Origin of the sequence: Gluconobacter frateurii (genome assembly GCF_002723955.1) — a bacterium.
GTDB classification, from domain to species: Bacteria; Pseudomonadota; Alphaproteobacteria; order Acetobacterales; family Acetobacteraceae; genus Gluconobacter; species Gluconobacter frateurii.
Genome location: NZ_BEWN01000005.1, coordinates 303,306 through 329,448, shown reverse-complemented (window position 1 = coordinate 329,448; position 26,143 = coordinate 303,306). Strand labels below are relative to the sequence as shown.

At 55.3% G+C, this 26,143-nt stretch carries 19 protein-coding genes; 9 read left to right on the top strand and 10 right to left on the bottom strand.

The window, feature by feature from the left end; genetic code table 11:
* Window positions 1-20 precede the first annotated feature (20 nt).
* From GFR01_RS14345 to GFR01_RS14330, 4 genes are read right to left on the bottom strand one after another with little or no spacing between them, the layout of a single operon-like run.
* On the bottom strand, window positions 21-1,556 hold the full coding sequence (locus GFR01_RS14345) for an aldehyde dehydrogenase (NADP(+)) (protein WP_099182971.1): 1,536 nt from the start codon (window positions 1,554-1,556) through the stop codon (window positions 21-23).
* On the bottom strand, window positions 1,553-2,836 hold the full coding sequence (locus GFR01_RS14340) for an NAD(P)/FAD-dependent oxidoreductase (RefSeq protein ID WP_099182970.1): 1,284 nt from the start codon (window positions 2,834-2,836) through the stop codon (window positions 1,553-1,555). The genes GFR01_RS14345 and GFR01_RS14340 overlap by 4 nt, the downstream gene beginning before the upstream one ends.
* Complete coding sequence (locus GFR01_RS14335; protein ID WP_099182969.1) at window positions 2,821-4,587, bottom strand: aminopeptidase P family protein; 1,767 nt, start codon at window positions 4,585-4,587, stop codon at window positions 2,821-2,823. Before GFR01_RS14335 ends, GFR01_RS14340 begins: the two co-directional genes overlap by 16 nt.
* 29 nt (window positions 4,588-4,616) lie before the next feature.
* Window positions 4,617-5,774 (bottom strand): M24 family metallopeptidase, encoded by a 1,158-nt coding sequence (locus tag GFR01_RS14330; protein ID WP_099182968.1) that lies wholly within the window; start codon window positions 5,772-5,774, stop codon window positions 4,617-4,619.
* A 236-nt stretch (window positions 5,775-6,010) separates the two neighbouring features.
* On the opposite strand from GFR01_RS14330, the gene GFR01_RS14325 reads away from it, so the two are divergent.
* From GFR01_RS14325 to GFR01_RS14310, 4 genes are all read left to right on the top strand, one after another.
* Entirely contained in the window at window positions 6,011-6,916 is a 906-nt protein-coding gene (locus GFR01_RS14325; protein ID WP_215764628.1) for a dihydrodipicolinate synthase family protein, read from the top strand.
* 202 nt (window positions 6,917-7,118) lie between these two features.
* Complete coding sequence (locus GFR01_RS14320) at window positions 7,119-8,831, top strand: DUF885 domain-containing protein (RefSeq protein ID WP_244902313.1); 1,713 nt, start codon at window positions 7,119-7,121, stop codon at window positions 8,829-8,831.
* 44 nt (window positions 8,832-8,875) lie between these two features.
* Window positions 8,876-9,871, top strand: coding sequence for a 4-hydroxyproline epimerase (locus tag GFR01_RS14315; RefSeq protein ID WP_099182966.1), 996 nt, complete (start codon window positions 8,876-8,878; stop codon window positions 9,869-9,871).
* 45 nt (window positions 9,872-9,916) lie between these two features.
* Complete coding sequence (locus GFR01_RS14310) at window positions 9,917-11,740, top strand: DUF885 domain-containing protein (protein ID WP_244902312.1); 1,824 nt, start codon at window positions 9,917-9,919, stop codon at window positions 11,738-11,740.
* A gap of 51 nt (window positions 11,741-11,791) precedes the next feature.
* Here GFR01_RS14310 and GFR01_RS14305 read toward each other — a convergent pair whose 3' ends face one another.
* Entirely contained in the window at window positions 11,792-12,475 is a 684-nt protein-coding gene (locus GFR01_RS14305) for a GntR family transcriptional regulator (protein WP_099182965.1), read from the bottom strand.
* Window positions 12,476-12,674: 199 nt separating this feature from the next.
* On the opposite strand from GFR01_RS14305, the gene GFR01_RS14300 reads away from it, so the two are divergent.
* Window positions 12,675-14,951 (top strand): Tat pathway signal protein, encoded by a 2,277-nt coding sequence (locus tag GFR01_RS14300; protein ID WP_099182964.1) that lies wholly within the window; start codon window positions 12,675-12,677, stop codon window positions 14,949-14,951.
* A gap of 159 nt (window positions 14,952-15,110) precedes the next feature.
* Entirely contained in the window at window positions 15,111-18,056 is a 2,946-nt protein-coding gene (locus GFR01_RS14295; protein WP_099182963.1) for a TonB-dependent receptor plug domain-containing protein, read from the top strand.
* Between the two features lie 487 nt (window positions 18,057-18,543).
* On the opposite strand, the gene GFR01_RS15865 is transcribed toward GFR01_RS14295, so the two are convergent.
* Window positions 18,544-18,774 (bottom strand): hypothetical protein, encoded by a 231-nt coding sequence (locus GFR01_RS15865; RefSeq protein ID WP_061509892.1) that lies wholly within the window; start codon window positions 18,772-18,774, stop codon window positions 18,544-18,546.
* A 331-nt stretch (window positions 18,775-19,105) separates the two neighbouring features.
* Here GFR01_RS15865 and vapB point away from each other — a divergent pair, with 331 nt between their 5' ends.
* The 3 genes from vapB to GFR01_RS14275 all read left to right on the top strand — a co-directional run bounded on the left by vapB (window position 19,106) and on the right by GFR01_RS14275 (window position 21,779).
* Window positions 19,106-19,330 (top strand): type II toxin-antitoxin system VapB family antitoxin, encoded by a 225-nt coding sequence (vapB, locus tag GFR01_RS14285; RefSeq protein ID WP_010511771.1) that lies wholly within the window; start codon window positions 19,106-19,108, stop codon window positions 19,328-19,330.
* Window positions 19,331-19,741, top strand: coding sequence for a type II toxin-antitoxin system tRNA(fMet)-specific endonuclease VapC (gene vapC, locus GFR01_RS14280; RefSeq protein WP_061509893.1), 411 nt, complete (start codon window positions 19,331-19,333; stop codon window positions 19,739-19,741).
* Between the two features lie 334 nt (window positions 19,742-20,075).
* Complete coding sequence (locus GFR01_RS14275; protein WP_099182962.1) at window positions 20,076-21,779, top strand: Na+/H+ antiporter; 1,704 nt, start codon at window positions 20,076-20,078, stop codon at window positions 21,777-21,779.
* Window positions 21,780-21,870: 91 nt separating this feature from the next.
* Here the strand turns inward: GFR01_RS14275 and GFR01_RS14270 are convergent, their stop codons facing one another.
* The 4 genes from GFR01_RS14270 to GFR01_RS14250 form a co-directional block, all read right to left on the bottom strand.
* Window positions 21,871-22,992: an SMP-30/gluconolactonase/LRE family protein gene (locus tag GFR01_RS14270; protein WP_099182961.1), complete on the bottom strand. Its 1,122-nt coding sequence runs from the start codon at window positions 22,990-22,992 to the stop codon at window positions 21,871-21,873.
* Window positions 22,993-23,089: 97 nt separating this feature from the next.
* Complete coding sequence (locus GFR01_RS14265; protein ID WP_099182960.1) at window positions 23,090-24,340, bottom strand: DUF2075 domain-containing protein; 1,251 nt, start codon at window positions 24,338-24,340, stop codon at window positions 23,090-23,092.
* The gene (gene ybaK / locus GFR01_RS14260) at window positions 24,324-24,803 is read right to left on the bottom strand and encodes a Cys-tRNA(Pro) deacylase (protein WP_099182959.1); all 480 of its coding nucleotides are present in this window, start codon (window positions 24,801-24,803) and stop codon (window positions 24,324-24,326) included. The genes GFR01_RS14265 and ybaK overlap by 17 nt, the downstream gene beginning before the upstream one ends.
* Before the next feature lie 216 nt (window positions 24,804-25,019).
* Window positions 25,020-26,108 (bottom strand): purine-nucleoside phosphorylase, encoded by a 1,089-nt coding sequence (locus tag GFR01_RS14250; protein ID WP_099182958.1) that lies wholly within the window; start codon window positions 26,106-26,108, stop codon window positions 25,020-25,022.
* Window positions 26,109-26,143: the final 35 nt, after the last annotated feature.

The window sequence follows — 26,143 nt, the reverse complement described above, 5'->3', positions numbered from 1 at the left end:
GCTGACGTCTGTTCCGGGTTTTACGGGGAGACGCTTCTGCGAAGGCCTGCGGGAAGGAGTTCGTCCGGCAGGTCCTGATAGCAGGCCGGGCGAAGGAAGCGTTCCATGGCTGCGGTGCCGACAGAGGTGCTGCGCGGGTCCGTTGTAGCCGGGAAGGGACCGCCATGCACCATGGCAGCACAGACTTCCACACCGGTGGGCCATGCATTGGCCAGGATACGACCAACCTTGCGCTCCAGCAGAGGCATGAGCGCCCGGGCCATGGGGATGTCAGCGTCTTCCAGATGCAGAGTGGCGGTGAGCTGCCCTTCAAGTCCGCTGGTTAGGGCTTGCAGGGTCTTTAAGTCCGGACAAGACACGATCAGGGAGCAGGAGCCGAAAATCTCATGCTGCATGAAGGGGTCTTTCATGAAGCTTTCGGCCTCGGTGGTGAAGACGGCGGCCTGACAGCCAGACGCATCTCCTTTCGGTCCACGTCCCAGCAGTGTTACGCCTGTGCGTTCGGCCAGAGCTTTCACGCCTGCGTCGTAAGCTGCGTGAATGCCGCCTGTCAGCATGGTGGCGGCCGGTGCGGTTTCAAGCGCTTTGCGTGTGCTGTCCTGAAACCGGTCCAGAGCCGGGCCAGCCAGGGCCAGGATCAGTCCTGGATTGGTGCAGAACTGACCCGCGCCCATGGTCAGGGAGCCAACAAAGGCGGACCCGAGTTTTTCGGCTGTGTTTTCCAGGGCGTTCGGCAGCAGATAGACAGGGTTGATGCTGCTCATTTCTGCATAGACGGGTACAGGAACAGGACGGACGGCTGCAATCTGGCTGAGCGCCAGACCGCCTGTGCGAGAACCCGTATACCCCACAGCCATAATGGCCGGATGGCGGACTAATGCAGCCCCGAGGTCATGATCCGGACCACCAAGAAGCGAGAATGTTCCGTCCGGCAGGTTGTTCTTTTTTACGGCGGCCTGAATGGCACGACCGACCAGTTCGCTGGTGCCGGGATGCGCCGGATGCGCCTTGACCACTACAGGACATCCCGCAGCGAAGGCGGAGGCTGTATCCCCTCCCGCTACTGAGAACGCCAAAGGGAAATTACTGGCTCCGAAGACGGCAACCGGGCCGACCCCGATACGGATCTGACGCAGGTCGGCCCTTGGCATCGGGGTGCGATCCGGCAGGGCTGGGTCAATCCGGATATCGAAGCAACGTCCGGCGCGCAGTTCCTGTGCGAACATGCGGAGCTGACCCATGGTGCGCCCTCGTTCGCCGGTCAGGCGGCCTAGTGGTAGCCCGGTTTCAGCATGGGCACGATCCAGCAGAGGCTGGCCAAGGGCTTCGATTGCGTCCGCGACGTCCTCCAGGAACTGTGCACGAGTATCGGGGGAAAGGGCACGGAACGTATCAAACGCGGCTTCTGCCAGTTGGCAGGCGCTGTTGACGTCCTCGGGTGTTGCGCAGGAAAAGGCGGTTTCCAAAGCATCACCCGTCGTTGCATTGACGGCATGAAATGTCCGGGGACGGAGAACTGTGTTCTGACCAATCAGAAGGGCGCCTGTCAGGGTCATGAGGAGTCCTTTTTATTTCGTGAAAACAGGGGAGACAGGCTGAACCTGTCCGGATTGAATGCTGTCGGCAAAGGCGTGCCATGCAGGAGATGCGCGGTTATGAGCTCTGCCGTGATGGGAGCGAGGGTGAGCCCCAGGTGGTTGTGTCCGTAGGCTGCAACGACGCGAGGTGTATGACGGAGAGTCCCGAGAGCCGGAAGATAGTCCGGCAATGTCGGCCGTGAACCATGCCAGCGACTGAAAGCGGATGCGACGGGAAGGCCAAGCTCCCGGACATGGGCTTCCAGCCGGTCCCATTTGCGCGGGTCCGGGCTGGAAGCATCCCGTGTGAATTCGACAAAAGATGTTGCGCGCAGCCGTGGTCCAAAACGGGTGACGACAACGGCTCGATCTTCAAAGACCACGTTGGGGAGCGTCCAGCCGCCACCATGGTCCCATTCCACGTGATAACCACGCTCCGCGATGAGGGGGGCTGTGACCTGCGGGAGGAGGTCCCCTGAACGGACGCCGCAGGCGACGATGACCCGGTCCGCGACAAGATCACCGTCTGTCGTTCTGACGCGAACGTCCTTCACTGTATGATCAATGTTCAGAGCCATCGCTGGCAGATGAACGCCGCCGCACAGCGTGAAACGCGCCAGAAGCCTGTCGAGAACATCTCGGGGGCTGGTAATGTGAGCTGTACCCCCAAAATGGACTCCGGCCTTTACCGGAGAGGAGAGGGCCCGATTAAAGGTGTCTATCAGTCCGGCTTCGACGCGCTTGGCTATGGCGGTCCCGCTGTCTGCTTGCAGGGAGGCAATAGCGTTTCGCTCGGCGGTGGCGCCTTCCCAGAGCTTGATAATGCCTTGAGGATCCAACAGGTCTGGCTGGTCCAGGGTTTCAGTCAGCCGTTTCCATGCAGGAAGCGCGTCTGCCATGAGGCTCTTCAGGGCAGAGTCCCCCTGACGGACGGTAACTGGACGACAGGCGTTCAAAAACCGGAAAGACCAGGGCAGCCATGCCTCTATATTGCGCCAGTCCAGCGCGACAGGACCTCGCGGGAACAGGTCCGTCACAACGCGGGACGCGGTGGAGAGACGGGCCAGAACCTGCACCTGTTCGGTGGCGATGTGCCCGGCATTACCCCATGAGGGCGGTGTGGCATCCGGCTCGGCCACAAGTGTGACGGCGCATCCCTGTTCCTGAAGGCGCAGGGCGCAGCATCGTGCCACGATCCCACCACCCAGCACGAGCACGGAACGGGGAGCAGGACGCGTGGATGTCACAGTTTCCGACATGCGCGTTCCAGCCAGGCATAGTCCTCTGTTGCCAGATGCGGGCCGATCTGAGCCAGAACTTCGGCGTGATAGTCGTTCAGCCAGCTCCGTTCCACGTCTGTCAGACGGGAGGGGACGATACCGCGCTGATCTATCGGGGCCAGGGTCAATGTTCTGAAGCAGAGCATGTCGCCGGTCTCGGTTCGATGCGCCAGGCAGGTTTCCATCTGGCTTTCCAGCCGGATGCCATGGGAACCGGGAGCGTAGAATCCGGGTTCGTTGGTCAGAACCATGTGTTCGCAGATCGGGTCCAGAACCGGGCGTCGGGTGAAGCCGAGCGGCCATTCATGTACGGACAGGCAACTCCCCACGCCATGTCCGGCCCCGTGATCGAAATCCAGACCTTCCTGCCAAAGCGCCAGCCGAGCCAGCGGGTCCAGTCTGTATCCATGCGTGCCCGCCGGAAAAACGGCGGAATGCAGAGCGATCAGCCCCTTGAGCACACAGGTATAATGCGTTTTCCATGCTTCGGGAGGTGTGCCGGTTCCCATCCAGACGGTACGGGTAACATCGGTGGTCGCATCAGTGTACTGGCCGCCGCTGTCGATGAGCAGGAAAGTATCGGCCTGCACCGTGTCGCAGTGCTCCTGCGTGGGAGCATAGTGCATGATGGCGGCATTCGGCCCGGTGCCTGCGATGGTGTGGAAGCTGGGTCCAATGCAGCTTTCGGCCTCCCGGCGAAGGGCAAGAAGATGGTCCGAAATGGCGATTTCGGTCTTGCCGACGCCATGGACATCGAGCCAGGAGAGGAAGCGGCACAGGGCAATGCCATCCAGAAGATGGGCACGGCGCATACCGTCCAGCTCTGCCGGTGTCTTGCTGGCGCGGGGCATCAGGCACGGGTCCGTACCGTGGGCGAGCGTCGCATTTGCGCTCTTGAGTGTAACGGTGAACCAGACCGGGCAGCGGGCCGGGTCCAGACGAATGGTTTTGCCGTGAAGGGTCTGTAGAACCTGTGCCATTTCTGCGGATTTTCGTACGCGAACCGCATCGCCCAGATGAGTGCTGACGCTGCCATCGATGCGAGAAGGATCGATGAACAGATCGACTGTTTCGTCCACATGCAGGACGGCGAAACACAGGGCGACCGGTAGAAAAGGCAGATCCCGTCCGCGAATGTTCAGCAACCAGGCGATACTGGTTGGGTCGGGCAGGAGAACGGCGTCCTGACCGTTCTGGCGCAAAATATCTGCGATGTCCCGGATCTTGGCGTGGTTCTCACGTCCCGTCAGTTCCAGGGGCTGTACCAGAACCGGCGATGAAGGCGGCGCGGGGCGATCCGTCCAGATCCCGTCAATCGGGTTGCGGTTCAGAGCCACCATCTGGCATCCGGCCTTCCGGAAGGCTTCGATATCCTGAACGCTGACGATGCGGGGGTCATAGCCGATGGCTTTTCCCGTCGCATGTTCGGCTGCCCAGAGAGGTGGGACGGTTTCGTACATGTGCTCGATGGACCAGACGGATTGTTCCACCTGCTGACGCATCTGGATCTGGTATCGGCCGTCGGAGAACACGGCCGCCGCCTCTGGCAGAACGAGTGCCAGACCCGCGCTGCCGGTAAAGCCGGTCAGCCATGCAAGACGTTCGGCACAGGCGGGTACATACTCGCCCAGATGTTCATCGCTGCGGGGAAGGAAGAACCCATCCACGCCAAACTCTGACAGAGCATGGCGGAGAGCAGTCAGGCGGCCCGCAAGGGGAAGAGAAGACATGCGGGATATCCTTCTTTCAGGTCAAAAATTCAGTTGAACGGGGCGGTGAAACTGTGTGCTGGTTCGGTGAACCAGCGTGGGCCGTCTTCCGTCATGTAGAAGTGGTCTTCAAGCCGGATCCCAAATTGCCCCGGAACAACGATCATCGGTTCGTTGGACATGCAATGCCCGGCCTTAAGAGGCGTTGCATTCCCACGAACAAGATAGGGCGCTTCATGGATGGACAGGCCGATACCATGCCCGGTGCGATGAGGTAGCCCGGGGAGGGTGTAATCCGGGCCCAGGCCATGCCGGACAAGGACAGCACGGGCCGCATCATCCACTTCATGGCATGGCACGCCGATCCGGGCCGCGTTGAAAGCAGCGTATTGTGCTTCCTTTTCGATGGTCCAGATGCGTTCCTGCTCGGGGTCGGGCTTGCCGAAAGCGAAAGTGCGCGTGATATCGGAATGATAGCCATCCAGTCGACAACCGGTATCAATCAGGACCAGATCGTTCTCCTTCAGGACCTGATTGTCCGGAATGCCATGAGGGTAAGCCGTAGCGTGACCAAACTGTACGGCGCAGAAATAGGACCCGTTATCCGCACCAAGCTCCCGATGACGGGTATCGATGAAATGTCGTATCTCGCTTGCCAGAAGGCCTGGTTTCAAAAACGAGCGGGCGTCTTTGTGAACCTGCAGTGTTATGGCCATGGCATGCGAGATCAGCGCGATTTCCTCGGCTGACTTGCAGGCCCTCATGCCGGAAATCAGCCCGTTGTCATCTTCAAGAACAAGGTCGGGTCGCGCCCTGCGCATGGCGGTCACGGTGCCGAGGGTGAAGTCCGGGTCCAGGGCGATGCGTGTTCCTGCAGTGTAGGGTGCAAAGGCACACAGGGCCGGATTTTCATCTTCCTGCCAGGTGGCGATTTCCGTTTCCGTCTTAAGGCAGGCCTTCAAAGATCCTGTTTCAAAATGCGGGCAGACCATCACAGGCGTCCCCTTACGGGGAATGACGAGCGTAACCAGCCTCTCTGTTGCATCCCAAGGAACCCCGGTGAAATAACGCAGGCTGTTTCCAGCATTCACTGCAAGGGCGTCAAAACCGGCGGCTTCGAGGTGGCTTTGGGCTGCGTGGATACGCTGCGTGAAAGATGCTGTGTTGATGAAAGCGGGTGGGGCAGGGAGAGGGCTTGAGTTGCTCACGGGATGCGTTTCCAGCCTCAAAATAGGACGGTTATTACGTATACGATAGACGAATTATCAAGCTCGAACAAGTGATCCGTTTTGTGCTCGACACAGTCTCGTACCGTGTTCGGCTGAGTTGTCATACTGAATTGAGATGACTTTTTTCATGATGGGAAGAAGACGCGCTTTACCGGTTTTAAAGAGCGTGATACGTATACGATATAATTTTTACAAAATTCGAGAGGGGATCCCGGATGGCTCTGGAAATGACTTGGGAAGGTGTTTTCCCTGCAGTGACCACTCAGTTCAACGAAGACCTGTCCGTTGACCTGAGCGGAACGCAGAAGGTGATCGATGCACTGATCAATGATGGGGTGCACGGTCTGGTCATGATGGGGACGTGCGGCGAGAACAATTCGCTCGAACCCGACGAAAAAGTACAGATTTTGGAAGCGGCGCGGGAAGTTGCGGGAACGCGTGCGCCGCTTTTCGTGGGTGTGTCTGAAATGACGACGCCGCGTGCTGTGGCGTTTGCCAAGCAGGCTGCAAAAAGCGGCGCTGATGCACTCATGGTCCTTCCGGCCATGGTGTATGTGCCCAAGCCGAATGAACTTGTTGCCCATTTCCGTGCGATTTCGCAGGCGACTGACCTGCCGATCATCATCTATAACAATCCGACCTCGTATCGTGTGAACGTCGAACTGGATGTTCTGGCGGAACTGGAAGACTGCAAGACCATCGTCGGGCTGAAGGAGAGTTCTTCTGATACGCGGCGTTATACCGATGTGCCCAACCGCTTTGGTGATCGTTTCCTGATGATGGCGGGTCTGGATGATGTGGCGTTCGAAGGACTGACCCTTGGCGCCAAGGGCTGGATTTCGGGTTTAACCAGTGCCTTCCCACAGGAATCGGTGGCGTTGGTTGGGTCTCTTGCTCGGGGTGATATCGATACGGCTTTGCGGATCTATCGCTGGTTCATGCCGCTCCTGCACCTGGATGCCGCACACGATCTTGTACAGTCCATCAAGCTTGCGGAGCAGGTGATGGGGCGTGGTAGTGAGCGGGTCCGTTCGCCGCGTCTCCTGCTTGAAGGTGCACGCCGCAAGCAGGTGATTGATATGGTGGAAGCCGCAGCGGCCAGTCGTCCCAAGCTGAGCTGATCGCTTTTATACCCAGCCGACTTCCTGTTATCTGAGGTCGGTTTTGTTACCTGATCTGTTTTCCGGAAAGCTGGGTCAGGCATGAGAACGTCATGCCTGACGGGAAGGGTTCTGCATTATGCTGGTTTGTTGCGCGCGACGAGGTTCAGGTTTTCAGCGTGTGGCTTTGATGGCGACGGTGGTCCTCTTGGGAGGGATTGGTTTGTCGCAGGCGAGAGCTGCAACAAATGATAGCGCGCAAAAAGCCTTCCATGATCTGTATGAGCAGGAATGGGCTTGGCGGATGGACCTTCAGGGAAGTCTGCTGGATGGCAAACCGTCGGCGCATCTGCCCAAGGAAGATCCTGATACGCAGCAGGTCCGACTGGAAACATGGACTAAAACGCTGGAAAAACTGAACGCCATCCCTGTGCAGCAGCTTTCCGCGCAGGATCAGGTGAACTACGCGGTCTACAAGCAGCAGTTGATGGTTCTGCTGGAAGACCAGAAATTACGGGGCTGGGAAATTCCGTTTGATGCGGACTCAGGCTTCTGGAGCGATCTGCCGCCTTCAGACGTCTCGTTTCTGGCTGAAAAGGACTACCGCGATTATATTAGCCGTTTGCAAGAAACGGGCCGGTATTTCGCTGATGAGATTGCCGCCATGAAAGCGGGCCTGGCGCGCGGCTTCGTTCAGCCAAGGCTGATTGTGGAGCAGAGGCTCCCTGATCTTGAGAAAATGGCCTCTGTCACGCCGCAAAAGAGCGCGTTCGCTCCACCATTCCAGCATTTCCCGGACGGGATTTCACCCAAGACACAGGATGCCTTACGCAAGGATGGTCTGGCTGCCATTCGTGATACCGTCATTCCCGCATACAAGACGTTGTATGCTTTCATGAAGGACGATTATTTCCCTCATGCCCGTGCTTCGTTGGGGGCTGAAGACCAGCCGGATGGGGCTGCATATTACCGCTCCCAGATCCGGGAATACACGACGCTGGATATGAGCCCGGACGAGATTCACAAGATCGGTCTGAAGGAAGTTGCGGGCCTGCACAGGCAGATGCTCGACGTCATATCGGAAACGCATTTCAAAGGCGATTTTTCGGCTTTCCTGAAATTTCTGCGGACTGACCCGCAGTTTTACCCAAAAACCGGCGATGAATTGCTGAAAGATGCTGCATGGTTGGCCAAACGGGTTGACGGCAAGGTTGGTGATTTCATCGGGCGTCTGCCACGAGGGCGTTTCACGATCGAGCCTGTTCCCGCTGATGTGGCTCCGGTCTACACCGCAGGGCGCGGTGGCCCGCATGTCTATTTGGTGAATACCTACGATCTGCCGTCCCGCCCGCTTTATGCCCTGCCAGCCCTGACGCTGCATGAATCCTCGCCAGGGCACTCCCTGCAACTGTCTCTGGCAGAAGAACAACCGGAAGTGCCCCCTTATCGCCGGTTCAACTATATTTCGGCCTATGGGGAAGGCTGGGCGCTGTATTGCGAATATCTCGGCAACGAAATGGGGATCTACGAAACGGCGTATGATCGCTTCGGGTATCTCTCCTATCAGGCGTGGCGAGCAGCGCGGCTGGTTGTTGATACCGGCTTGCATCATTTCCATTGGAGCCGGGAGCAGGCGCGGGCTTATCTGCGTGAGAACACTGCGCTTTCCGAACATGAAATTGACACCGAAGTCGATCGATACATCGCGTGGCCTGCTCAGGCACTTTCCTATTATCTCGGGGAGGCCGATATTCGCCGGAACCGTGTGCGCGCCCAGAAGGCCTTGGGGAAGGCTTTCGATATCCGTGCGTTCCACGATGCGGTTCTTGCGACCGGGTCTGTTCCTCTTCCGGTGCTGGATGCTGCAATCGACCGTTTCATTCAGAGCGGCGGCCGTTCTCCCTACGCCGTGACATCCGGTGAACAGGCGCGATAGGCCGTTCTGAAAACAAAATAAAATCCTGCGACGGACTGAACGCCATGCGGCATACGTTTTTTTGCATCGATGGACATACGGCCGGAAATCCTGTCCGCCTCATTTGTGGAGGCGCGCCACTCCTGCGCGGGGCCTCCATGGGCGAGCGGCGGCAGGATTTTCTGGAACGGTTCGATTGGATACGGACCGGGTTGTGTTTTGAGCCGCGTGGCCATGACATGATGTCCGGTGGGTTCTTCTACCCCCCAACACAGCCGGATACCGACGCGGGCATTCTGTTCATCGAGACTAGTGGATGTCTTCCCATGTGTGGACATGGGACGATCGGGTTGGTGACTTTCGGGTTGGAGCACGGACTGCTTGTCCCACGGACACCCGGAAAACTTCGGCTTGAGGTGCCTGCGGGGATAATCGACATTACCTACATCGAGGAGAACGGCCGCGTGCGGAGCGTGGCGATCCGGAATGTGCCTGCCTATGTTGCGGCGACGGGCGTGAAGATCGATGTGCCTGGTTTGGGGCCGTTAACGGTTGATGTTGCCTATGGCGGGAACTTCTACGCCATTGTCGAGCCGCAGGGAGGATATGAAAGTCTGGATCAGCTTAGCGCGCAGCGTATTCTGGACTTCAGCCCGGTGGTGCGTGAGCGGATGCGTGAGGCAATCACGCCGGTCCATCCACTGGATGAGCGTATTCAAGGCGTGAGTCATGTCCTGTGGGTCGACACGGACACAACCGCCTCCCGGGGGCGCAACGCGGTCTTTTATGGTGATCATGCCATTGATCGCAGCCCCTGCGGGACTGGAACCTCGGCGAGACTTGCCCATCTGTATCACAAAGGTGTTCTTAAAGTGGGAGACGTCTTCACCCATGAAAGCTACATCCGCAGCGTCTTCAAGGGGACGGTTTCGGAAGAAACGATGCTGGAGGGACATAAAGCCATTATTCCCATTATTGAGGGAAGTGCCGTTTCGACGGGTTTTAATACGATCTGGATTGATGATGAGGACCGCTTCTGTCACGGATTCCAGGTTTCCTGATCTGGTGAGTGGCGTGGGTGCTTGCCGCCGTGAAGGTGGTACAACATGACTGGCATGGAGAATTTTGCTGTGTTCCTACGATATGGTCTGGCGGGTCTGCTGCTGGTTTGTGCTCAGGCGGGCGGTGTGGCTCTGGCGGCTCCCGGTGCAGGAATTTCGGCACAGGTTGCTCCCGCCGTTGCAAGTGGCAGTCGGGCTTTTGCGGCACTTCTGGATGAGGAATGGCAGTACCAGCTTCGGACTTCACCGGAACTGGCCACGACCATTGGCTACTATCGATACAACAGGTTCTGGACGGACTATTCCCTTGAGCAGGTTTCAAAGGATTCCGTGACGAGTGCTTGGTTCCTCAAGCGCTTTCAGGCTGTCGATCCCGCGGCATTGACGGAACAGGAACAGATCAGCCGTGCGATGATGATCCGCCAGCTTCAGGACAAGCTGGAAGGGATCAAACTTAAGACCTATGAAATGCCGATTGATCAGGTGCAAGGCGTGCAGCTGATGCTGCCCGGTTTTGTCTCCTCCATTCCTTTCGATACGGCAGCACAATATCAGGATTATCTCGCACGGCTCCATGCGTTGCCGACGGTTCTGGCTCAGCTCAAGGCGCTGGCGGAGCAGGGCATGAAAGATGGCCTGGTTCCACCGCGCTACCTGCTGGAAAAGGTCGTCACACAGTTGCTGGAGGTTGCCGAACCTGCCGGGGTCAAGAATGTCTTTGGCCAGCCGGTGGAGACCTTCCCTAAAGGGGTCTCTCCCTCGCAGCAGAGGCAGCTGCGGCAGTCTATCCTGAAAGCGGTGGATACAGAAGTCCGTCCTGCGTTCGCGGCCTTCGCAGAGTTCGTGAAAACGGACTATGTCCCTCATGGTCGAGAGCATGAAGGTGTGTGGTCATTGCCGAATGGGGACGCCATCTATCGGTATGATATCCGGGCTCAAACGACGAGCTCGATGACGCCGGAAGAGATTCATCAGCTCGGCTTGAAACAGGTGTGTCTGATTGAAGGGCAGATGACTGCCATTGCCCACAAGCTGGGCTTCGCGGATCTGGCAGCTCTGCGCGCATCCGTTGATCATGACCCGAAACTTTACGCCCATTCGCGGGACGAAATCCTCAATAGATATCGTGCGGCGATCGCGCAGATGTGGCCCGCCCTGCCGAAGATCTTCAATAAAATACCCAAGACGCGGCTTGAAGTGCGATCCGTGGAAAGTTACAGGGAGGCGGATGCTGCGGGGGCAGAATATCATCAGGGAACGCCGGATGGGTCTCGGCCCGGTATCGTGTTCGTCAATACCGGCGACTACGCCAAGCGTGACCTGTATACCATTGAAGACACAGCCTATCATGAAGGCGTGCCGGGGCATCATTTCCAGATTTCACTGGCGCAGGATTTGCCGTTGCCAGCGTTCCGCCAACAGGGCGCGTATAATTCCTACATTGAGGGATGGGCCCTGTATGCGGAAGGGCTCGGAAAAGAGCTGGGCTTTTATCGGGATCTGTACAGTGACTACGGACGCCTGAATGGGGCGTTGCTTCGTGCGGATCGTCTGGTTCTGGATACGGGCGTGCACTACAAACACTGGACGCGCCAACAGATGAGCGATTTCTTCCATGCGCATCCGCCGACGAGTGAGCCGGATATGCAGGCTGAAACGGATCGTTATGTTGCCTGGCCCGGGCAGGCTTTGGGCTACATGCTAGGACAGCAGACTATTCTGCAGCTTAGGGAACAGGCCCGAACAGAACTTGGAGACAAGTTTGATATCAAGGCGTTTCATGATGTAATTCTGGAAAATGGTGCGATGCCGCTGGATCTTATGTCCGAACGGGTAAAAGGCTGGATCGCTAAAACCAAAGGTTCCTGATGGCTTCTTTGCCTCCTCTGCTTATATCAGCGTAAGAAGAGGAGGTACCTTCTAACTAAGGGCGCTCTCGGACGCTAACTGGTTGCGCAGATCGTTCAATGTATCTGCAATATGCTGGGTCAGAAGAGCTTCAACCTCTGCAGCGTCCCGGTTGATCCAGGCTTTCAGCAACTGCCGGTGCTCTTCTACGGCACGCTTGTCCCGCCCCTGTGTGCTGAGATGCAGGCGCACATAGCGATCCGCAATGACACTAATGGTTTCCAATAGACGGTAGGTCAGTCTTCCGGCACCCGGCTGCACAAGGGAAAGGTGGAACAGTCGGTTATAAAGACTGTGATCCTGATCTTTATGTCGAATGACGGATTCAAGTTCTGAAAGATGAAGGCGTGCGGCCTTATGGTCGGCAGCAGTCGCAACAAGCGAGGATTTGGCAGCGGCTTCTGGCTCCAGTCGTATCCGGAGTTCGAACACTTCCTCTGCTTCGCTGGCCGAAAGCGTCGCGACAGTGAAACCCCGCTTGGCATGGGCAACGACAAGGCCGTCCTGCTCTAGCCGCGCCAGCGTCTCGCGAAGAGGTATCTTGCTGATATTGAGCTCTGCGGCCACAGCATCCTGTCGGATTGGCTGATCAGCCGCGAGTGCACCACTGAGAATCTGTTCCCGCAGAATATCATAAAGCTGATCACTAATCGTTCTTACAATTAGAGGCTGAATCTTCCCGGTCTGGGCTTTCATGAGGGGTCTGAGTCTCTTCTCATTGTTTGGGCTTATTATACATGGCTGGCCTTGGATGCGAACACTCCTCTTCGTGCAGATTTTAGTACATAATGTGAAAACTTATATCGTATACAATTATTCAAAAGCGTAAGACGTTCCCACCATAATGCATGTTCCGAGAGGCTTGGGGTGTGACTGATCCAAAGAAGTTTCTGGTATGATTCCTCGTCGTTTTTTTCTTCTTGGCAGCGTTACATTAGGGGCATGGCCCGCCACGTCTGGTCAGGCTTTTGCCTCTTCGTCTTCTGAAGATGGATGGGTGGTCAAGGAAGATCTGACGGGCATGGAAGGTACAATGACCCTGACCAGCCCTGGCGGGCGAAGTCATCTCCTGAAACGCTTTATGGAAGAGTGCGAAGCCCCTTCAAACGGCTCTTATTGCGGACTTGATTTTGGAACATTAGCAATTGCGGAGCGCGATCTTCTGGCTGAACGTCTTTTGGCGGGAGGTGGAGATCCTGATCCATTGGCAGTTCGCGCTGCTGCCCCGCCCATTGATAGTCGTTTTACCCCTGAGCAGGTTGGGCGGATTGTCTGGACTTCATTTGTAGCACCACCCTATGCCGGAGAGGTGATGCCACTCACGCCTGCCGGAAACACCCGTAACTGGCATGTCAATTGGATTGCGCCGGAACTTTCGGCGGAGAGTCTGGTTGTTCGCCGTCGCAGGGAAGGCCTGTTGGGTGGTTTCCTGCCTATCGTCGTCAAGCAGTTTCCGTTGGGGAGGGGGCGTTATTGGGAAGTCCTGACATTCGCGGATGTAGATCCAGTTATACCGCGTCAGGTTCCAACCTGGACGCGGATGATGCTGATCGAGAATGGAGCAGTCGTGCGTGCCGTTTATGGTGCGAGCTACATTCCGTTCGGGCCGTTTCGACATGAGCCGAGCGCAGTGCAGTTCAATCAGGCTCTCGCACGTTGCGTTGAGGTCTGGCACGAAGTTTTGGACGGCACACTGTCGCCCGTTTTGCCAGACTCTGACTGGGCTGATTTTGCACGGCATGCCTTTGTCAAAGAGGCCATGGTGCGTCCTGACGGTATCTGGCCACGGTATGGGGTTGTTGATCGGGATTACGAAGGCTCGGAATATGACGGCTTTCAGGATATTTTCACCTCCTCGCTTCTGGCTAATTTGGAGTGGGGCCGTTTTGCCGTCGCGCGAGCCATACTCGACAACCAGTTCACTGCACTCGTCGGCGATGACGGGTTGGTGGCGATGCGTGGCCCTGAAGTGGGGCAGACCGGCCTGACATTGTCGTTGGTTGCCCGCTATCTGCATCTGACTGGCGATGCCGCCATACTTCAGCATCACGCTGATCGTATTGCCGCCATGGCGGGTGTCCTGACGACACTGCACGATCAAGCCCTGACCCTACCGCAAACGAACCCGGGATACGGACTGCTCCATGGATGGAGTGAGAGCGATGCGTGCCTGTTTCCTGATCCGTCGGTGTGGTGGAAGCCCTATTTTGGGAACTCAGCAATGGCTGTCCGGGGGTGGCGTGACCTTGCGGCTATCTGGTTGCGCATTCGACCAGACGAAGCTGCAAAAGCAGAGGATTGGAAGAGGCGGGCGGATTTATTATCGGTTCGGCTTGAGGGGGCGGTGAGGGCATCGCTGTTTGAAGATCGTTCTCCCCCTTATGTACCCATTTTACCCGGATCTCGAGAGACGTTTCGGGTGTCGCTTGCGCGCCACCAATACAGTGAGCAGCAATGGGCACACCGTGTTTACGCGGAAATGCTTCAGGCCGGTGTACTGCCAGCGGATCTTGAAGTTGCGACGATTAATTCAATGCGGGCTCATGGCGCGACAGTCATGGGAGTTGTCGGGAATCTGACGCCACCAAGTCGGGAGCAGAGAGATATTCTCGGCTTTATTTCCTACGGTTATGCCCAGGCGTTGTTACGACAGGATCGGATTGAGGAGTACCTCCTGTTCCTCTACGCACACCGCTATCATGCTCATACACGTGGAAGTTGGACGGCAGCAGAGGTAGCAGGCTTGAAAGGGGAGCTCGCACTGTTTTGCCTTCCGGCCCAGATGACGGTTCCAATTCTTCTGCGCTGGGCATTGGTCTATGAGGATGACAGAGCGGAGATTCTCCATTTTGCGCGGGCTATACCATATCGATGGTTGTTATCCGGCAAGGAAATAAGCGTGGAAAATGCCCCTACACGCTGGGGCAGACTGTCCATGGCACTGCGATATGAACCGGATCTAAGGCATATTTCGGTCAACATTTCTCTCCCGAAAACGGCACCGAGGGATGTTCGCCTTTATGTGCGCTTGCCATCAGGAATGAACTTCGCATCCCCTCAGGGAGAAGGCCTGAACGGTTGTGTCGTATCCGCCACATACGGCGTGAATATCAACGGAAAGCAAGGTGGCCAATACTCTTTCCAAGTGCCGATAATAAGAGCTCATCGATAAAAACTTCTATTAAAATGTTGTTTTAGAAAGATAATATAAGAAAGGGAAAGACCTTTCGTGATTTTGAATTTCGATTCACTTACCAAGAATTATCTGTTTCGAATCCGACATATATGTGTATACGATATAAGAAATCCAAAGGATAAGGTTCGTGTTGAAATGAGACAGGCGCACAGGCAAACCCTCACATTTTCAACGTCTATAGGACTGGTTTGCGCGACATTGTTCGCCACGGCTTCAGCCGAAACGGTCACAAAAAAGCATACAGGTCATCGTTCAAAGTCATCACAGCAGACATCGTCTGTGACGACTCACGCGAAGGTAATGCCTGTAACGGTCGTGCCGGTAGCCTCTACCGCTGCCTCTTCGGTTCAGATGTCAACAGCCGCGCGACGTCGGCTTTTTACCCCACGTTCTGCTGATGAATCTATTGTGGTTACGGGTTCTGCGCTTGCAACGCGTGCGGATTCCAACGCGAACCCGGTTCAGACGATTACAGCGAAGCAAATCACGTCTACGTCGGCAACCACGCTGGGGGACTATCTTCTGCGTTTGCCGTCAATTGGTTCGAGCGGAACTAACAATACGAATACCAATGGTGGTCTTGGCATGTCCTGTACGGACATCCGTAACCTTGGTCCTTCCCGTGTGTTGGTTCTGGTTGATGGAAAGCGTCAGGTTCCGACTTTCGGTAGTGGCTCTCAATGTGTTGATCTCAACTCGATACCTGTGGACCAGATTGAATCTGTTGAAATCCTCAAGGACGGTGGATCAGAACTTTACGGCGCAGATGCTGTATCCGGTGTCATTAACATTAAACTTCGGCACAATACAACCAAGGGTGATATTCTGATCCGTGGTGGTATCACTGATCATGGCGATGGTCAGATGGGGAAGATCTCTGGTTACAAGGGGTTCGACTTCGATCACGGCAAGGGTAACATCACGCTTTTCGGTTCATACATGACTCAGTCTGGTATTCGGCAGAAGACGCGTGACTGGGCTGCCAATCCATGGAACTCCGACGCAGAAGTTGGTGAGACCCCAACAATTGGCAGCTCTGTGACGACCAATACCCGCGTGATCGGCTCCAATTTTGATGTTGTCAGTAATGGCACGGGGGGAGGCAACAGCGGAGCGTTCCATAACTTCGCATCCTCCGACAGGTATAATTTTGCTTCTGACCAAATGCTAACGAACTCATTGCAGCAGGCTGTTCTCAGCGGTGACATGCATTACGAGGTTAACGAGCATTTCGATCTGTACTCGTCAATCCGGTATACACATAAAGACGCCATGAATACGCTGGCAGGCAATCCAGTTACCGGTGCAACCTATCCGTCTACGTTGTCTTCGGCCGTCACCCTGCCAGCTGCCAGTCCGTATAATATTTGGGGAGAAGATGTATCCCTATACCGGCGATTTAGTGACCTGGGTGAGCGCAAATATGAAGAAGCGTTTGATCAGTGGCAGTATACTGGCGGCTCCAAGGGTAAGATTGTCGGCAATTGGATGTATGACGTATCCATGTCGTATGGTCAGACGCTGGCGAAATTCTCAACCGAGAATATGACGAATTACGCGCATTATCTGCAGGAATTGGGGATCCAACAAGTAGATCCTTCTGACGCTAATAGTGCTGTGGTTTATAATCCATCAATCTGTCAGGCATCTGCTGGTTGTTCGCTGACAAACCCATTCGGCAAACTAACGTCGCAACAGGCAGACTATCTACGCTATACGCAAAATGATCACAGCACGTACCAGATGCGTGACTTTAATGCCCGCGTTCATAACAATCATCTGGTGCATATGCCGTGGCAGGGCGGCGGTGATTTCGGTATCGCCATGGGACTGGAACATCGCAGTGAACAGGCAAGTTATACGCCTGATGTTCTTGCTTCAAATGGAGACCTGGGCGGCGGAGCAACATATACTGGCGGCGGTTACAACGTAACGGAAGCCTATATTGAGGGTAACCTTCCGTTGCTTCATAATATGCCATTCGCACATGATTTGAGTGTTGATGCTCAAGGGCGTTGGTCTGATTACAATACGTTTGGAACCGCTTATAACTGGAAGACCAGCATCAACTGGGCCCCAGTGCGAGATATCCGCTTTCGCGCAACGCTTGGTACGTCTTTCCGCGCACCGACCATGACCGAGCTTTATGGCGGCCATTCGATTAGCTACAATTCGGGTAACGACCCTTGTGCTCAAGCAAGCAGTTACGGATCGCTCAGTGCGAATGTTGTTGCGACTTGTGCAAAGCAGGGCGTCAACACTGCGACTTTCGTTAATGCTAATTCAAGTCAAATCCCGACGTTGGTAGGCGGTAACTCCGCTCTGAAACCAGAGGAAGGCCGTACATATACGTTCGGTACGGTCATAACACCTCGCTGGATTCCAAATCTTATGGTTTCCGTTGAGTACTGGCACTACACAATCAAGAATATGATTACCACTTTGCCGGTGCAATATATTGTTGATAGCTGCTATACGGGAACAAATACCGGGTGGTGTAGCAATGTCGCATCACGGAGTTCGGCAGGGCAGCTGACGCAAGTTGACGATCTTTATTCAAATGCAGGTGGTTTGAGGACTAATGGTCTAGATTTTGACCTGAATTACCGTATCCGCCTGTCACCGCATGATCACTTGAATTTGAGTAATAATTTTCAGCAGCTGATTGGGTATCTTCAGCAGAACGAACCTGGTGGTACGTGGTATAACTATGCCGGGCGCCTATTTTATCAAAGCGGCTACGGCATGCCGCGTGTTCGCGATTATGCTACTGCAACCTGGAGCCACAACAACTTCAGTCTTACTTATATGATGAGTTACACCGGTGGAATGCGCTTCAATGATGGTTCCAATGACCTGAGTTGCAAGGTCTATTCTTATTGCAAGGTTCCCGGTATTTTCGCACATGATGTGACCTTGAACTACAACACTAAGAATTGGCAGTTCGAGGTTGGGGTTAATAATATTCTCGATAAGAAGCCTCCATTTGTGCCCGATGGTGCAACCAATACCGCATTGTCGATGTATAGCGAGGAAATCATAGGGCGTTATGTTTTTGCTCAGATTGGACGTAGTTTTTGAATAAAGAAAGGCCGCCAAAGTTTATGCTTTGGTGGCTTTTTTTATCTTTGTTGGGTCCATTGTCTGGGGCCGTATCCTGTCGAGGATGGGGTCGTACGCCGACTGTCGCTTTCTTTTTCAAGACACACCGTACGGCTTGAGGTTTGTGGTTAAAAAGGTAGATTCCGAACGTTTATTGACCGTGCCACGCTCTTTCATGTGCCTGCCAACGGCTCTCAGAACCGGATTATGGCATCAAGATACATATCCGGCCTGGAACATGACATGGCAGAGAGACCCCGTTCCCCTGGAGTGACACGTTTCTTGCGCATCGCGCGCCTCTCATGCGCCGTTTGTGTAAGTCTGGCCGTCGCAGCGGCTCCGCTTGCTGTCATGCAGCCGAGTTCTGGGGTTTTTGGGATGACGCCTTCAATCCGGTGTTAGATCTCGCTGACCTACCTCTCAAGAAATGCTTTGAGACTACTATCCATATCCTCCAATTCAGTGCTCAAACACTGCTTTCGACGCGCTTAATCTTGGCAGAGAGAGTTACCATCTGAACTCTGCGAACCGTCGTTGCACAGAGAATCTGGAGGTTTTCATTGCGAAGTGTTCGCCCTACTTCTGGGCGCACAACCATAAAGCGTGCAATCAGTGTCGCGTCGATCTGCCAGGCCGGATAGCGCGCTTCTCGTGGTGAGGATTCTGGCAGAACGAGGACAGCATGGGCCTGTTCCAAATCATGCAGGGCTGAGACAGTCAGACCAAGACGATGGGCAAAAAACCTCTCCCGTCAGCATGTCCGGCCCTGACAGAATGGTGGCTGTCAGGTGACGACCCCGTTCTTCTGCGCGGGCGAAAGCCTCACTTCGTGTTCGTGGCCTATCTGTCATGAATGCTGTCTTTTTGTCTTTCAGGGAGAGAGGAGAGCGATCCCATCGTGGGGCGCGCGGAAGATCTACTGTATCATTCGGCCCGCTTGTATGCATTCGGTGCGGAGGGCCCTAAAAATACGGGACATCGTCGTCCAAATGGGATATACATGACATATATCCATTGGGGGATAGCCGATGCTGACCCGTACGACACTCTTTCTATCCAACCGATCGCAGGCGGTGCGTCTGCCGAAGATGGTCGCCTTCGGGGAACAGGTGCGTGACGTGGTCATCGTGTCCGAAGGTTCCCGGCGGATCATTGCTCCGGCCGATGCGGCGTGGGATGATTTCTTTGCGGCCCCCGGGGTCGATCTGGGGGAGCGGAACCAGCCAGCCATGCAGGAACGCGAGGCGCTCTGAATGCTGCGTTATCTGCTGGATACGAACCTCTGTATCCGGGTGTTGCGGCATCGACCACAGGGGCTGCGTCCGAGATTCAACAACTGTGCGGAGGAACTCTGCATTTCGGACGTGGTTCTGTATGAGCTGCTTTATGGCGCGGAGCGCTCGTCTGATCCTGTGCGCATCAGACGCGAGGTTGAGCACTTCGCGGCAAGGCTGGCAGTTCTGCCATTCGACAGTGAAGCGGCTGCCCATACGGCGGATATTCGGGCTGCTCTTGAACGGAATGGCCGTATCATAGGTCCATATGATCTCATGATTGCCGGGCATGCCCGGAGCAGGGGGCTGATTGTGGTGACCGGGAACCTTCGGGAATTCCAGCGGGTGGAGGGTCTTCGAACGGAGGACTGGCTGACTGACACGGTCTGACCGCGAAAGGCTTGGCGAGACAGAATATTGATAAAAAGATTGTTTATCAATCGATTATGTCATGCAGCGAGCCTCTCTACGAACCCGCTGACAAGCAGCAGTTTTCTTCGGTTGCAGGCCCCCGCAACCATATCAAATTTTAAAACCCCGCCATCTTGATGAGATAGCGGGTTTTTTTGCGTTTGCACCCAACGCATCCGTCAGGACGCCAGCGAGATCACCCTCCAAAATAGTTCAGAGAACTTGGCATCTCTGATGTCTCTTCCGCAGGAGAGATAGCCGCCATTGATGAAGGGGTTTGCCTGCGTCTTAAATTTGGCGGAGAAGAGTGGTTATGTCGGAAGCAGAAACCATTCTTGTTCTCCTCGCTATGATTGTTCTGAGCAGTCTTGTAGTGCGAGGATTGTCCAACCGCGTTCCGGCCCCACTTGTGCAAATTTTTTTAGGAATTGTTGCGGCATCTCTAGGGCTGCATGTCGGACTTAAGCCCGGCCTGTTTATGCTGGTCTTTCTACCTCCATTGCTTTTCACTGATGCCTTTCGCATGCCGCTACGCGAATTTTCTGAACTGCGTAGCGTGATTCTTTTCCTGGCATTCGGCCTCGTTGTTATTTCGACGGTTCTCTGCGGGTACGCCATCCATTGGATGATTCCGGCAGTTGGGTTGGCAGTGTGCTTTACTCTTGCTGCTGCTCTTTCCCCTACAGATACCGTCGCAGTCTCAAGCCTCATTGCTGGACGACGTGTTTCAGAACGACTTATCCATATTCTGAACGGGGAGGCGTTATTTAACGATGCTTCCGGTCTTGTCTGTTTTCATTTTGCGATGATCGCAGCAATGACAGGGGAGTTCTCCTATCGTCAGGCGTTCAGCTCCTTTTTACTGGTATCATTCGGCGGCCTGATCATTGGAGCTGCACTGGCATGGGTCGCGGTGCGGACCGAACGCATCCTTCTGCGCCGTGGATTTGACGATCCTCTGATGCAGGTTCTGATGATTGTTCTTCTGCCGTTCGGTATTTATCAGGCCGCCGAGACTGCTCATGCATCAGGCATCCTGGCGGCAGTTTCAGGCTGCATGGTCATAAAACTGACCGGGGTGTCAGACGAAGCCGCGACAGCTACCCGTCTTCAGGCCGGGACTGTTCTGGATACAGTCAGCTATGTCTTCAACGCCCTGATCTTTCTGTTGTTGGGACTGCAGCTTCCATGGCTTCTGAATGCCGGTGTGGAACTTGCTCATGAACACAGCGCGCATTTCTGGCAACTCTCTTTGCTTGTAGTTAGCGTTTACGCGATCATGTTCGTGATCCGATTTTGCGGGATCTGGGTCTCTGTTATGCGGAGATGGGCAGTCGCTCGCATGTCCCATCGACCGTTCGCGTTCCCGCATTTTCTCGAGATTGTGCTGCTGGCTTTTTCAGGGGTGCGGGGCGCGGTCACCCTTGCTGCCGTGCTGTCGCTTCCTGCCATGGGAGTTGATCCTGAGGCATTTCCCGAACGCAGCTTTGTTATTACTGTTGCGACAGGAGTGATCGTACTTTCGCTCGTTATGGCAGCGATTGCTATTCCGCTTTGTATTCGTTTCCTCCCGCGTGATGTGACCGACAAACATGCGCAGGAAGAAAGCCTCGCTCGTCAGCGTTTGCTTCAGGCAACTCTGCAACTCCTGCATAATGAACAAGGCAGGACGGAGAAGGATCGAAGTGAGCTGATTGATAACGGCAACAGCGATCATACCAACGAGGACGTGCGCCTGGAGGTTTTGGGGCGTCTTCTACAAACTTATGAGAACCGTCTCAGCCAGATTGATGGGCCCACACAATCTCCAGTCTTGACCCGTACAACGGCGCTCCGCCGCGAGCGCATTGAACTTGCATTGCGCCTCATTGTTCTGCGTCTGCAGCGGCAGACGCTTCATGCGCTGGTCGATGCGCGCGATATCAACGATCAGACAGAATGGGAAATTCAGCGCGAACTGGATTACGAGGAGCAGGTCATTCGCAGCCGTGTACAGAGGCTCCCGCAGGATATCTAACGGCAGCCTCTTCGCAACGCAGGTGGCTTCGTCGGGAAAGCTATATCGCAGGCGGCAGATCGTTATTCCGGGGCCATACAGTCAGAGTAGCCTACTCTTTCGGTAAGGTCACTTTAACGACGATGTAGGGGAGTTCCTGCATGTCCTTGCCCCCATGAAAATCGGGCAGCCGTGCCCATTGTCCGATGGTGGAATACAATCCGTCTTTTCCGTAGGTCAGGCCATCCGGTTCGATCATGCGAGGATCATGCGCTACCACGGAGATTGTTCCATCTGGAGCATGTCTGAGAATGGCATGGCGTTCGTCATCCGTAATGTAGAGCGAGCCGTCTGGTCCTGTTGCCATACCGTCGCCCATGCCGGTTTCGCCTTCATCATGTACGGCGGCTTCGATCCGTTTTTCAGATGCTGTCCAATCTGAAAGAACAGACGTGGGTGCTGAATAGAGACGACGACTGGTCTGGGGCTGCCAGTAAAGTGTCTGCTGGTCTGGGCTGATACCAATACCATTTGCACCGCCCTGAGGCATCTGGGGATGGTTGGCGTCATAACGTGCGGCGCGACCATCCATGACAGCAACAAAGCCTGTTTCCGCCATCACAGGCTTTGTATCTGCCAGAATGCGGCGTTGCCTGCCAGATGCTAGATCCACGACAATCAGCGCCGGATGAATACCGGTGGATGTATCGGTAATGAAAGCCGTGCCAGCTTTGCCATGTGTCAGATCAATACGGACATCATTGACGTGGCTGTCTGGCAGAAGGCTTGGGGCAGAGAGTGTCAGGACATTCAGTACCTTGTTGGTGCCCGGATCAATCTCAAAGAGCTTCTGCGCTCCGGCAACCGTGGCTTTGCCCGCCAGCATGCCTTCATCCAGCGCCCAGAGGTGCCCCTTGGCATCAACAGTCATCCCTAGGGGAGAGACAAAGTGGTCTTGCGTGGGGGTATCCGGAAACGGTGTCAGACGACCCTTGGCATAAGTGGCAAGGCGTGGGCCTGAGTGATCTTTTACACTCCGGGGGAAGCCAAGAACCAGGCGACCATCTGGGAGGGCGGCGATCCCGGAAGGCTGGGCATCCTGAAAACGACCAATGATTTCAACATTCCCTGAGGAAACATAACCCTTATCGGTTGTGTCGGCAGCATATGCGCTGGGAACAAGGGCAGATGCACCAAGGAGTGCGGCAAGAATGGCTGGGTACTGGAACGTCATAAATCGATCTCCTTGCCCTACTGGGCCAGAGCGTTGCGCAGGCAGCAACTCAACCCTTGTTGAACGCATCCTCTGACTGGCCGTTTTGCAGGCCCGTTTATGCGTTCAGAAGCCGCTTCCGTAGGGCAGGATCATGGGCGTACAGATAAATTCCCTTCATCCCTCGCGTAAGAAGCACGTTCAAGGCATTCAGGATGACACGTTCTTTCGCTTTCTCAGGGGCCGCAATGCCATCCCGCCCCTGGAAGGCGGCACTATCCTCGTATCGTGACGGATCGACACGGATACTGTCGGTCGCAGGGTCATAGGAAAGGGAAGGCCCCAGAATGACGCCTGCATAATTCAGGTCGAAACCCTGAATGGTATAGACGGACCCCACCTCATCAATGGTATCAGGGCGTTCGGCCCAGGGGAGTTTTTCTTCCGGTTTGGAGCGGTCCCACCGCAGACGGAAACGTCCTTCTTCAATGAAGTGGTCTTCTCCATCCAGGCGATATGGATAATCGTACGTGGAAAGAAGTCGGCAGAGGCCGACATCACGGTTGCGCGCCTGTAGATCTTCGTAAAGTTGTGCGCAGTCGTCATAGACGCGCAAATCAAACTTCGGATCATGGGGACGTGGCAGAATCCGCCCCTCAGCCAAAGCATCCAGCCAGTGCCTGACTGCTGGCCCTGAACCAACCCGGAATTGAGTGGTCAGGTGCAGGGTCTTGGTCGGGCGGCCTTTACGGAACTCATCCAGCATGGTGGTGGACCAGTGGCTCTTGAATTTCAGAACCTGCAACGGGTCAAAGACGATGATGACCACACGTGCCAGTTCCAGGATTTCTTCAAGATGGTTCTGCTGTTTGAAATGGTTGTAGCGATCCGGTCGGGTGAGGAGCAGATGTGCTTCATCGACCAGAACAATATCTGCGCGGCTGTCAGATTTATGGAGGCGGTTGATGAATGTTGTTGGTCGTTCAAAGTCCGCTTTTTTAAGCGCGGGTATTTTTACCGCGATATTGCGGTAGAGCTTCAGCATTTCAGGATGGTTGACCAGAAGCGCATTGCGCGTACCGCTAAGAGGATCGGCAGGGTTTCTGGAGCGTGCCCGTGTCTGAATGGCGTTGAAAATGGCATTCAGCACAACGCTTTTGCCGGTGCCTGCAGCCCCTTCGATTACGAGGAGGGCGCTCTGGTCATCCAGATGGTCAGAACAGAAGGACAGGATCTCTTTTAGGAGTGCGTTCTGTTCAGGCGAGAGCGGGCGAGCAGGGGAGAGTTTTGACGTGGCTGCGTTAGCGTGTGGGAGTGATGCTGCGTCCTCTGCGAGTGTCACTCCCTGTTGCTCAGTCTGCGGCGACATCGGCGACTTTGGCGTCTGTAATGCGCTGGGCATCCTGAGGGGAAATCCGAACGACAAAACCCTGATGGCCTGCATTGATATAGACATGCTCCTGACCCATCGCATCCCGGGACAGAACAACGGGAATGGACGTCGCCTGCCCGAATGGGCTAGTGCCGCCGGACTGATATCCTGTCAGCTCGTGGGCTTTCTCCGGGTTCATCATGCGGGCGTTCCGGCCGCCGAAGAGTGCGGCGACCTTCTTCAGGTTCAGCTTCTGATGAGCCGGTGCTACGACGCAGGCTGGCTGTTTCTTGTCAATTTCGACGACTAGTGTCTTCAGGACACTCCCCGGGTCCGCGCCGATAGCATCTGCGGCCTGCATTCCGATCAGTCCGCCATTCGGATTGTATTCGTAGTCGTGAAGGCTGAAAGGAATGCCCTGCTTTTCAAGGAAAAGGGTGGCGCTGGTTTCCCGGCTCATGTGTGATCCCCTGTCTTGTCGCGAAGCGTCCTGGCAGGAGCCGTCGGAAGGGGCACGGTCAGAAATAACATGTCCGGTCGGCGGCTGAAGCGGAAGAGGCGCTTCAATGTCGTACTCCCTCACGAAAAAGGGAGGTTGGCATGTTATATGAACCCTTGAGCAAGACTTCGCAATATTCGGGCGGCATCCTTTATGAAGATGCAGCCCGGAACCGTGTCAGGGTGTTTTTGAGCCGAATTGCTCCCAGTGTTGCAGCAGTTCGTGGATGATCCGGGATCCCACACGATAGCCATTATCCAGCGCGACTTTTTCTCCATCATAACCACTGTTCATGGACTGGACGGCGGTCATGCTGCGTGGTTGCTCGGTGTAGTTGGACGCGCTGCGGAGAATCAGAACACGACTGCTATCCACACGTCGTGCCTGTCCCAGACGTGTAAGGGCTTCAAGGATGCCTGAATCTTCCATATCGCTGGAGACAAAGTGGCTTTTGCCCTGCGTCAGAAGATGGACCCAGTCTCGGGCAAAGCCCGTCATGATCTTACCATGCCAGAAAGTATCTGATCCGAAGTCCCCGCCTGTTACGACGGCAGGATGGCCGGCAGCAACATCGGTAGATTTATAGAGCTTTCGTTGGGCCTCCAACTGAGGCGGATCAGACAGTGTGATGGTCTGGGTCAGGTTATAAGCCCAGTGCACGAGGGACGGATTCAATTGAAAGGCATTGTTGTGCTGGATGCTGCCATCAGGAGCGTCTCCACCTGACAGGGCGTACTGGTTGGGCATCTGAGCCGTAATCATGAAATAGCCGTATGGCCATTCCTTCGGTGCTTCCCGCTTGTCGATGTAACGCGTGATGTCCCCGACGACATAATCCGCGATCGACACCGAACCGACGGACGCGACCGCGGGGTCAAAACCGGAAATGCCGTCTACCATCCAGTAGGCATGGCGCAGATCGAACCGGGGATCTGTTGCGAGGGCCATGACAGACGTTGTCGCAGGAGCAATCGGTGTGCCGGTGACCACCACAAGCAAATGATGGTCGGGATCTGTATAGATTGGGTGAATCCCAAGCGGGAAAGGTACTTTTTCAGTGAGATGTTCTCCCTCAATCCAGGGTTGAAACTCACCTGCGCGATCTCCGGTATCGGCACCGATCTCGTATGTAGTCAGCACAACGGCGCGGATATCCCAAGGTTTGTCGGCCGCGTCTGCGTGGTTTCCGGCAAGGGCAAGCGGCGCGATGCAGGCTAAGGAAAATGCCCATGGCATGATTTGTTGCACAAAAGAGATAATTTTCATGGTTTTCTACCGTCGTTCCGTTCTCATAATGAGGT

Coding starts and splice junctions, on each gene's coding strand:
- GFR01_RS14345 (WP_099182971.1), bottom strand. CDS start 1,556: ATGACCCTGACAGGCGCCCTTCTGATTGGTCAGAACACAGTTCTCCGT.
- GFR01_RS14340 (WP_099182970.1), bottom strand. CDS start 2,836: ATGTCGGAAACTGTGACATCCACGCGTCCTGCTCCCCGTTCCGTGCTC.
- GFR01_RS14335 (WP_099182969.1), bottom strand. CDS start 4,587: ATGTCTTCTCTTCCCCTTGCGGGCCGCCTGACTGCTCTCCGCCATGCT.
- GFR01_RS14325 (WP_215764628.1), top strand. CDS start 6,011: ATGGCTCTGGAAATGACTTGGGAAGGTGTTTTCCCTGCAGTGACCACT.
- GFR01_RS14315 (WP_099182966.1), top strand. CDS start 8,876: ATGCGGCATACGTTTTTTTGCATCGATGGACATACGGCCGGAAATCCT.
- GFR01_RS14310 (WP_244902312.1), top strand. CDS start 9,917: ATGACTGGCATGGAGAATTTTGCTGTGTTCCTACGATATGGTCTGGCG.
- GFR01_RS14305 (WP_099182965.1), bottom strand. CDS start 12,475: ATGAAAGCCCAGACCGGGAAGATTCAGCCTCTAATTGTAAGAACGATT.
- GFR01_RS14300 (WP_099182964.1), top strand. CDS start 12,675: ATGATTCCTCGTCGTTTTTTTCTTCTTGGCAGCGTTACATTAGGGGCA.
- GFR01_RS14295 (WP_099182963.1), top strand. CDS start 15,111: ATGAGACAGGCGCACAGGCAAACCCTCACATTTTCAACGTCTATAGGA.
- vapB (WP_010511771.1), top strand. CDS start 19,106: ATGCTGACCCGTACGACACTCTTTCTATCCAACCGATCGCAGGCGGTG.
- vapC (WP_061509893.1), top strand. CDS start 19,331: ATGCTGCGTTATCTGCTGGATACGAACCTCTGTATCCGGGTGTTGCGG.
- GFR01_RS14275 (WP_099182962.1), top strand. CDS start 20,076: ATGTCGGAAGCAGAAACCATTCTTGTTCTCCTCGCTATGATTGTTCTG.
- GFR01_RS14270 (WP_099182961.1), bottom strand. CDS start 22,992: ATGACGTTCCAGTACCCAGCCATTCTTGCCGCACTCCTTGGTGCATCT.
- GFR01_RS14265 (WP_099182960.1), bottom strand. CDS start 24,340: ATGTCGCCGCAGACTGAGCAACAGGGAGTGACACTCGCAGAGGACGCA.
- ybaK (WP_099182959.1), bottom strand. CDS start 24,803: ATGAGCCGGGAAACCAGCGCCACCCTTTTCCTTGAAAAGCAGGGCATT.
- GFR01_RS14250 (WP_099182958.1), bottom strand. CDS start 26,108: ATGAAAATTATCTCTTTTGTGCAACAAATCATGCCATGGGCATTTTCC.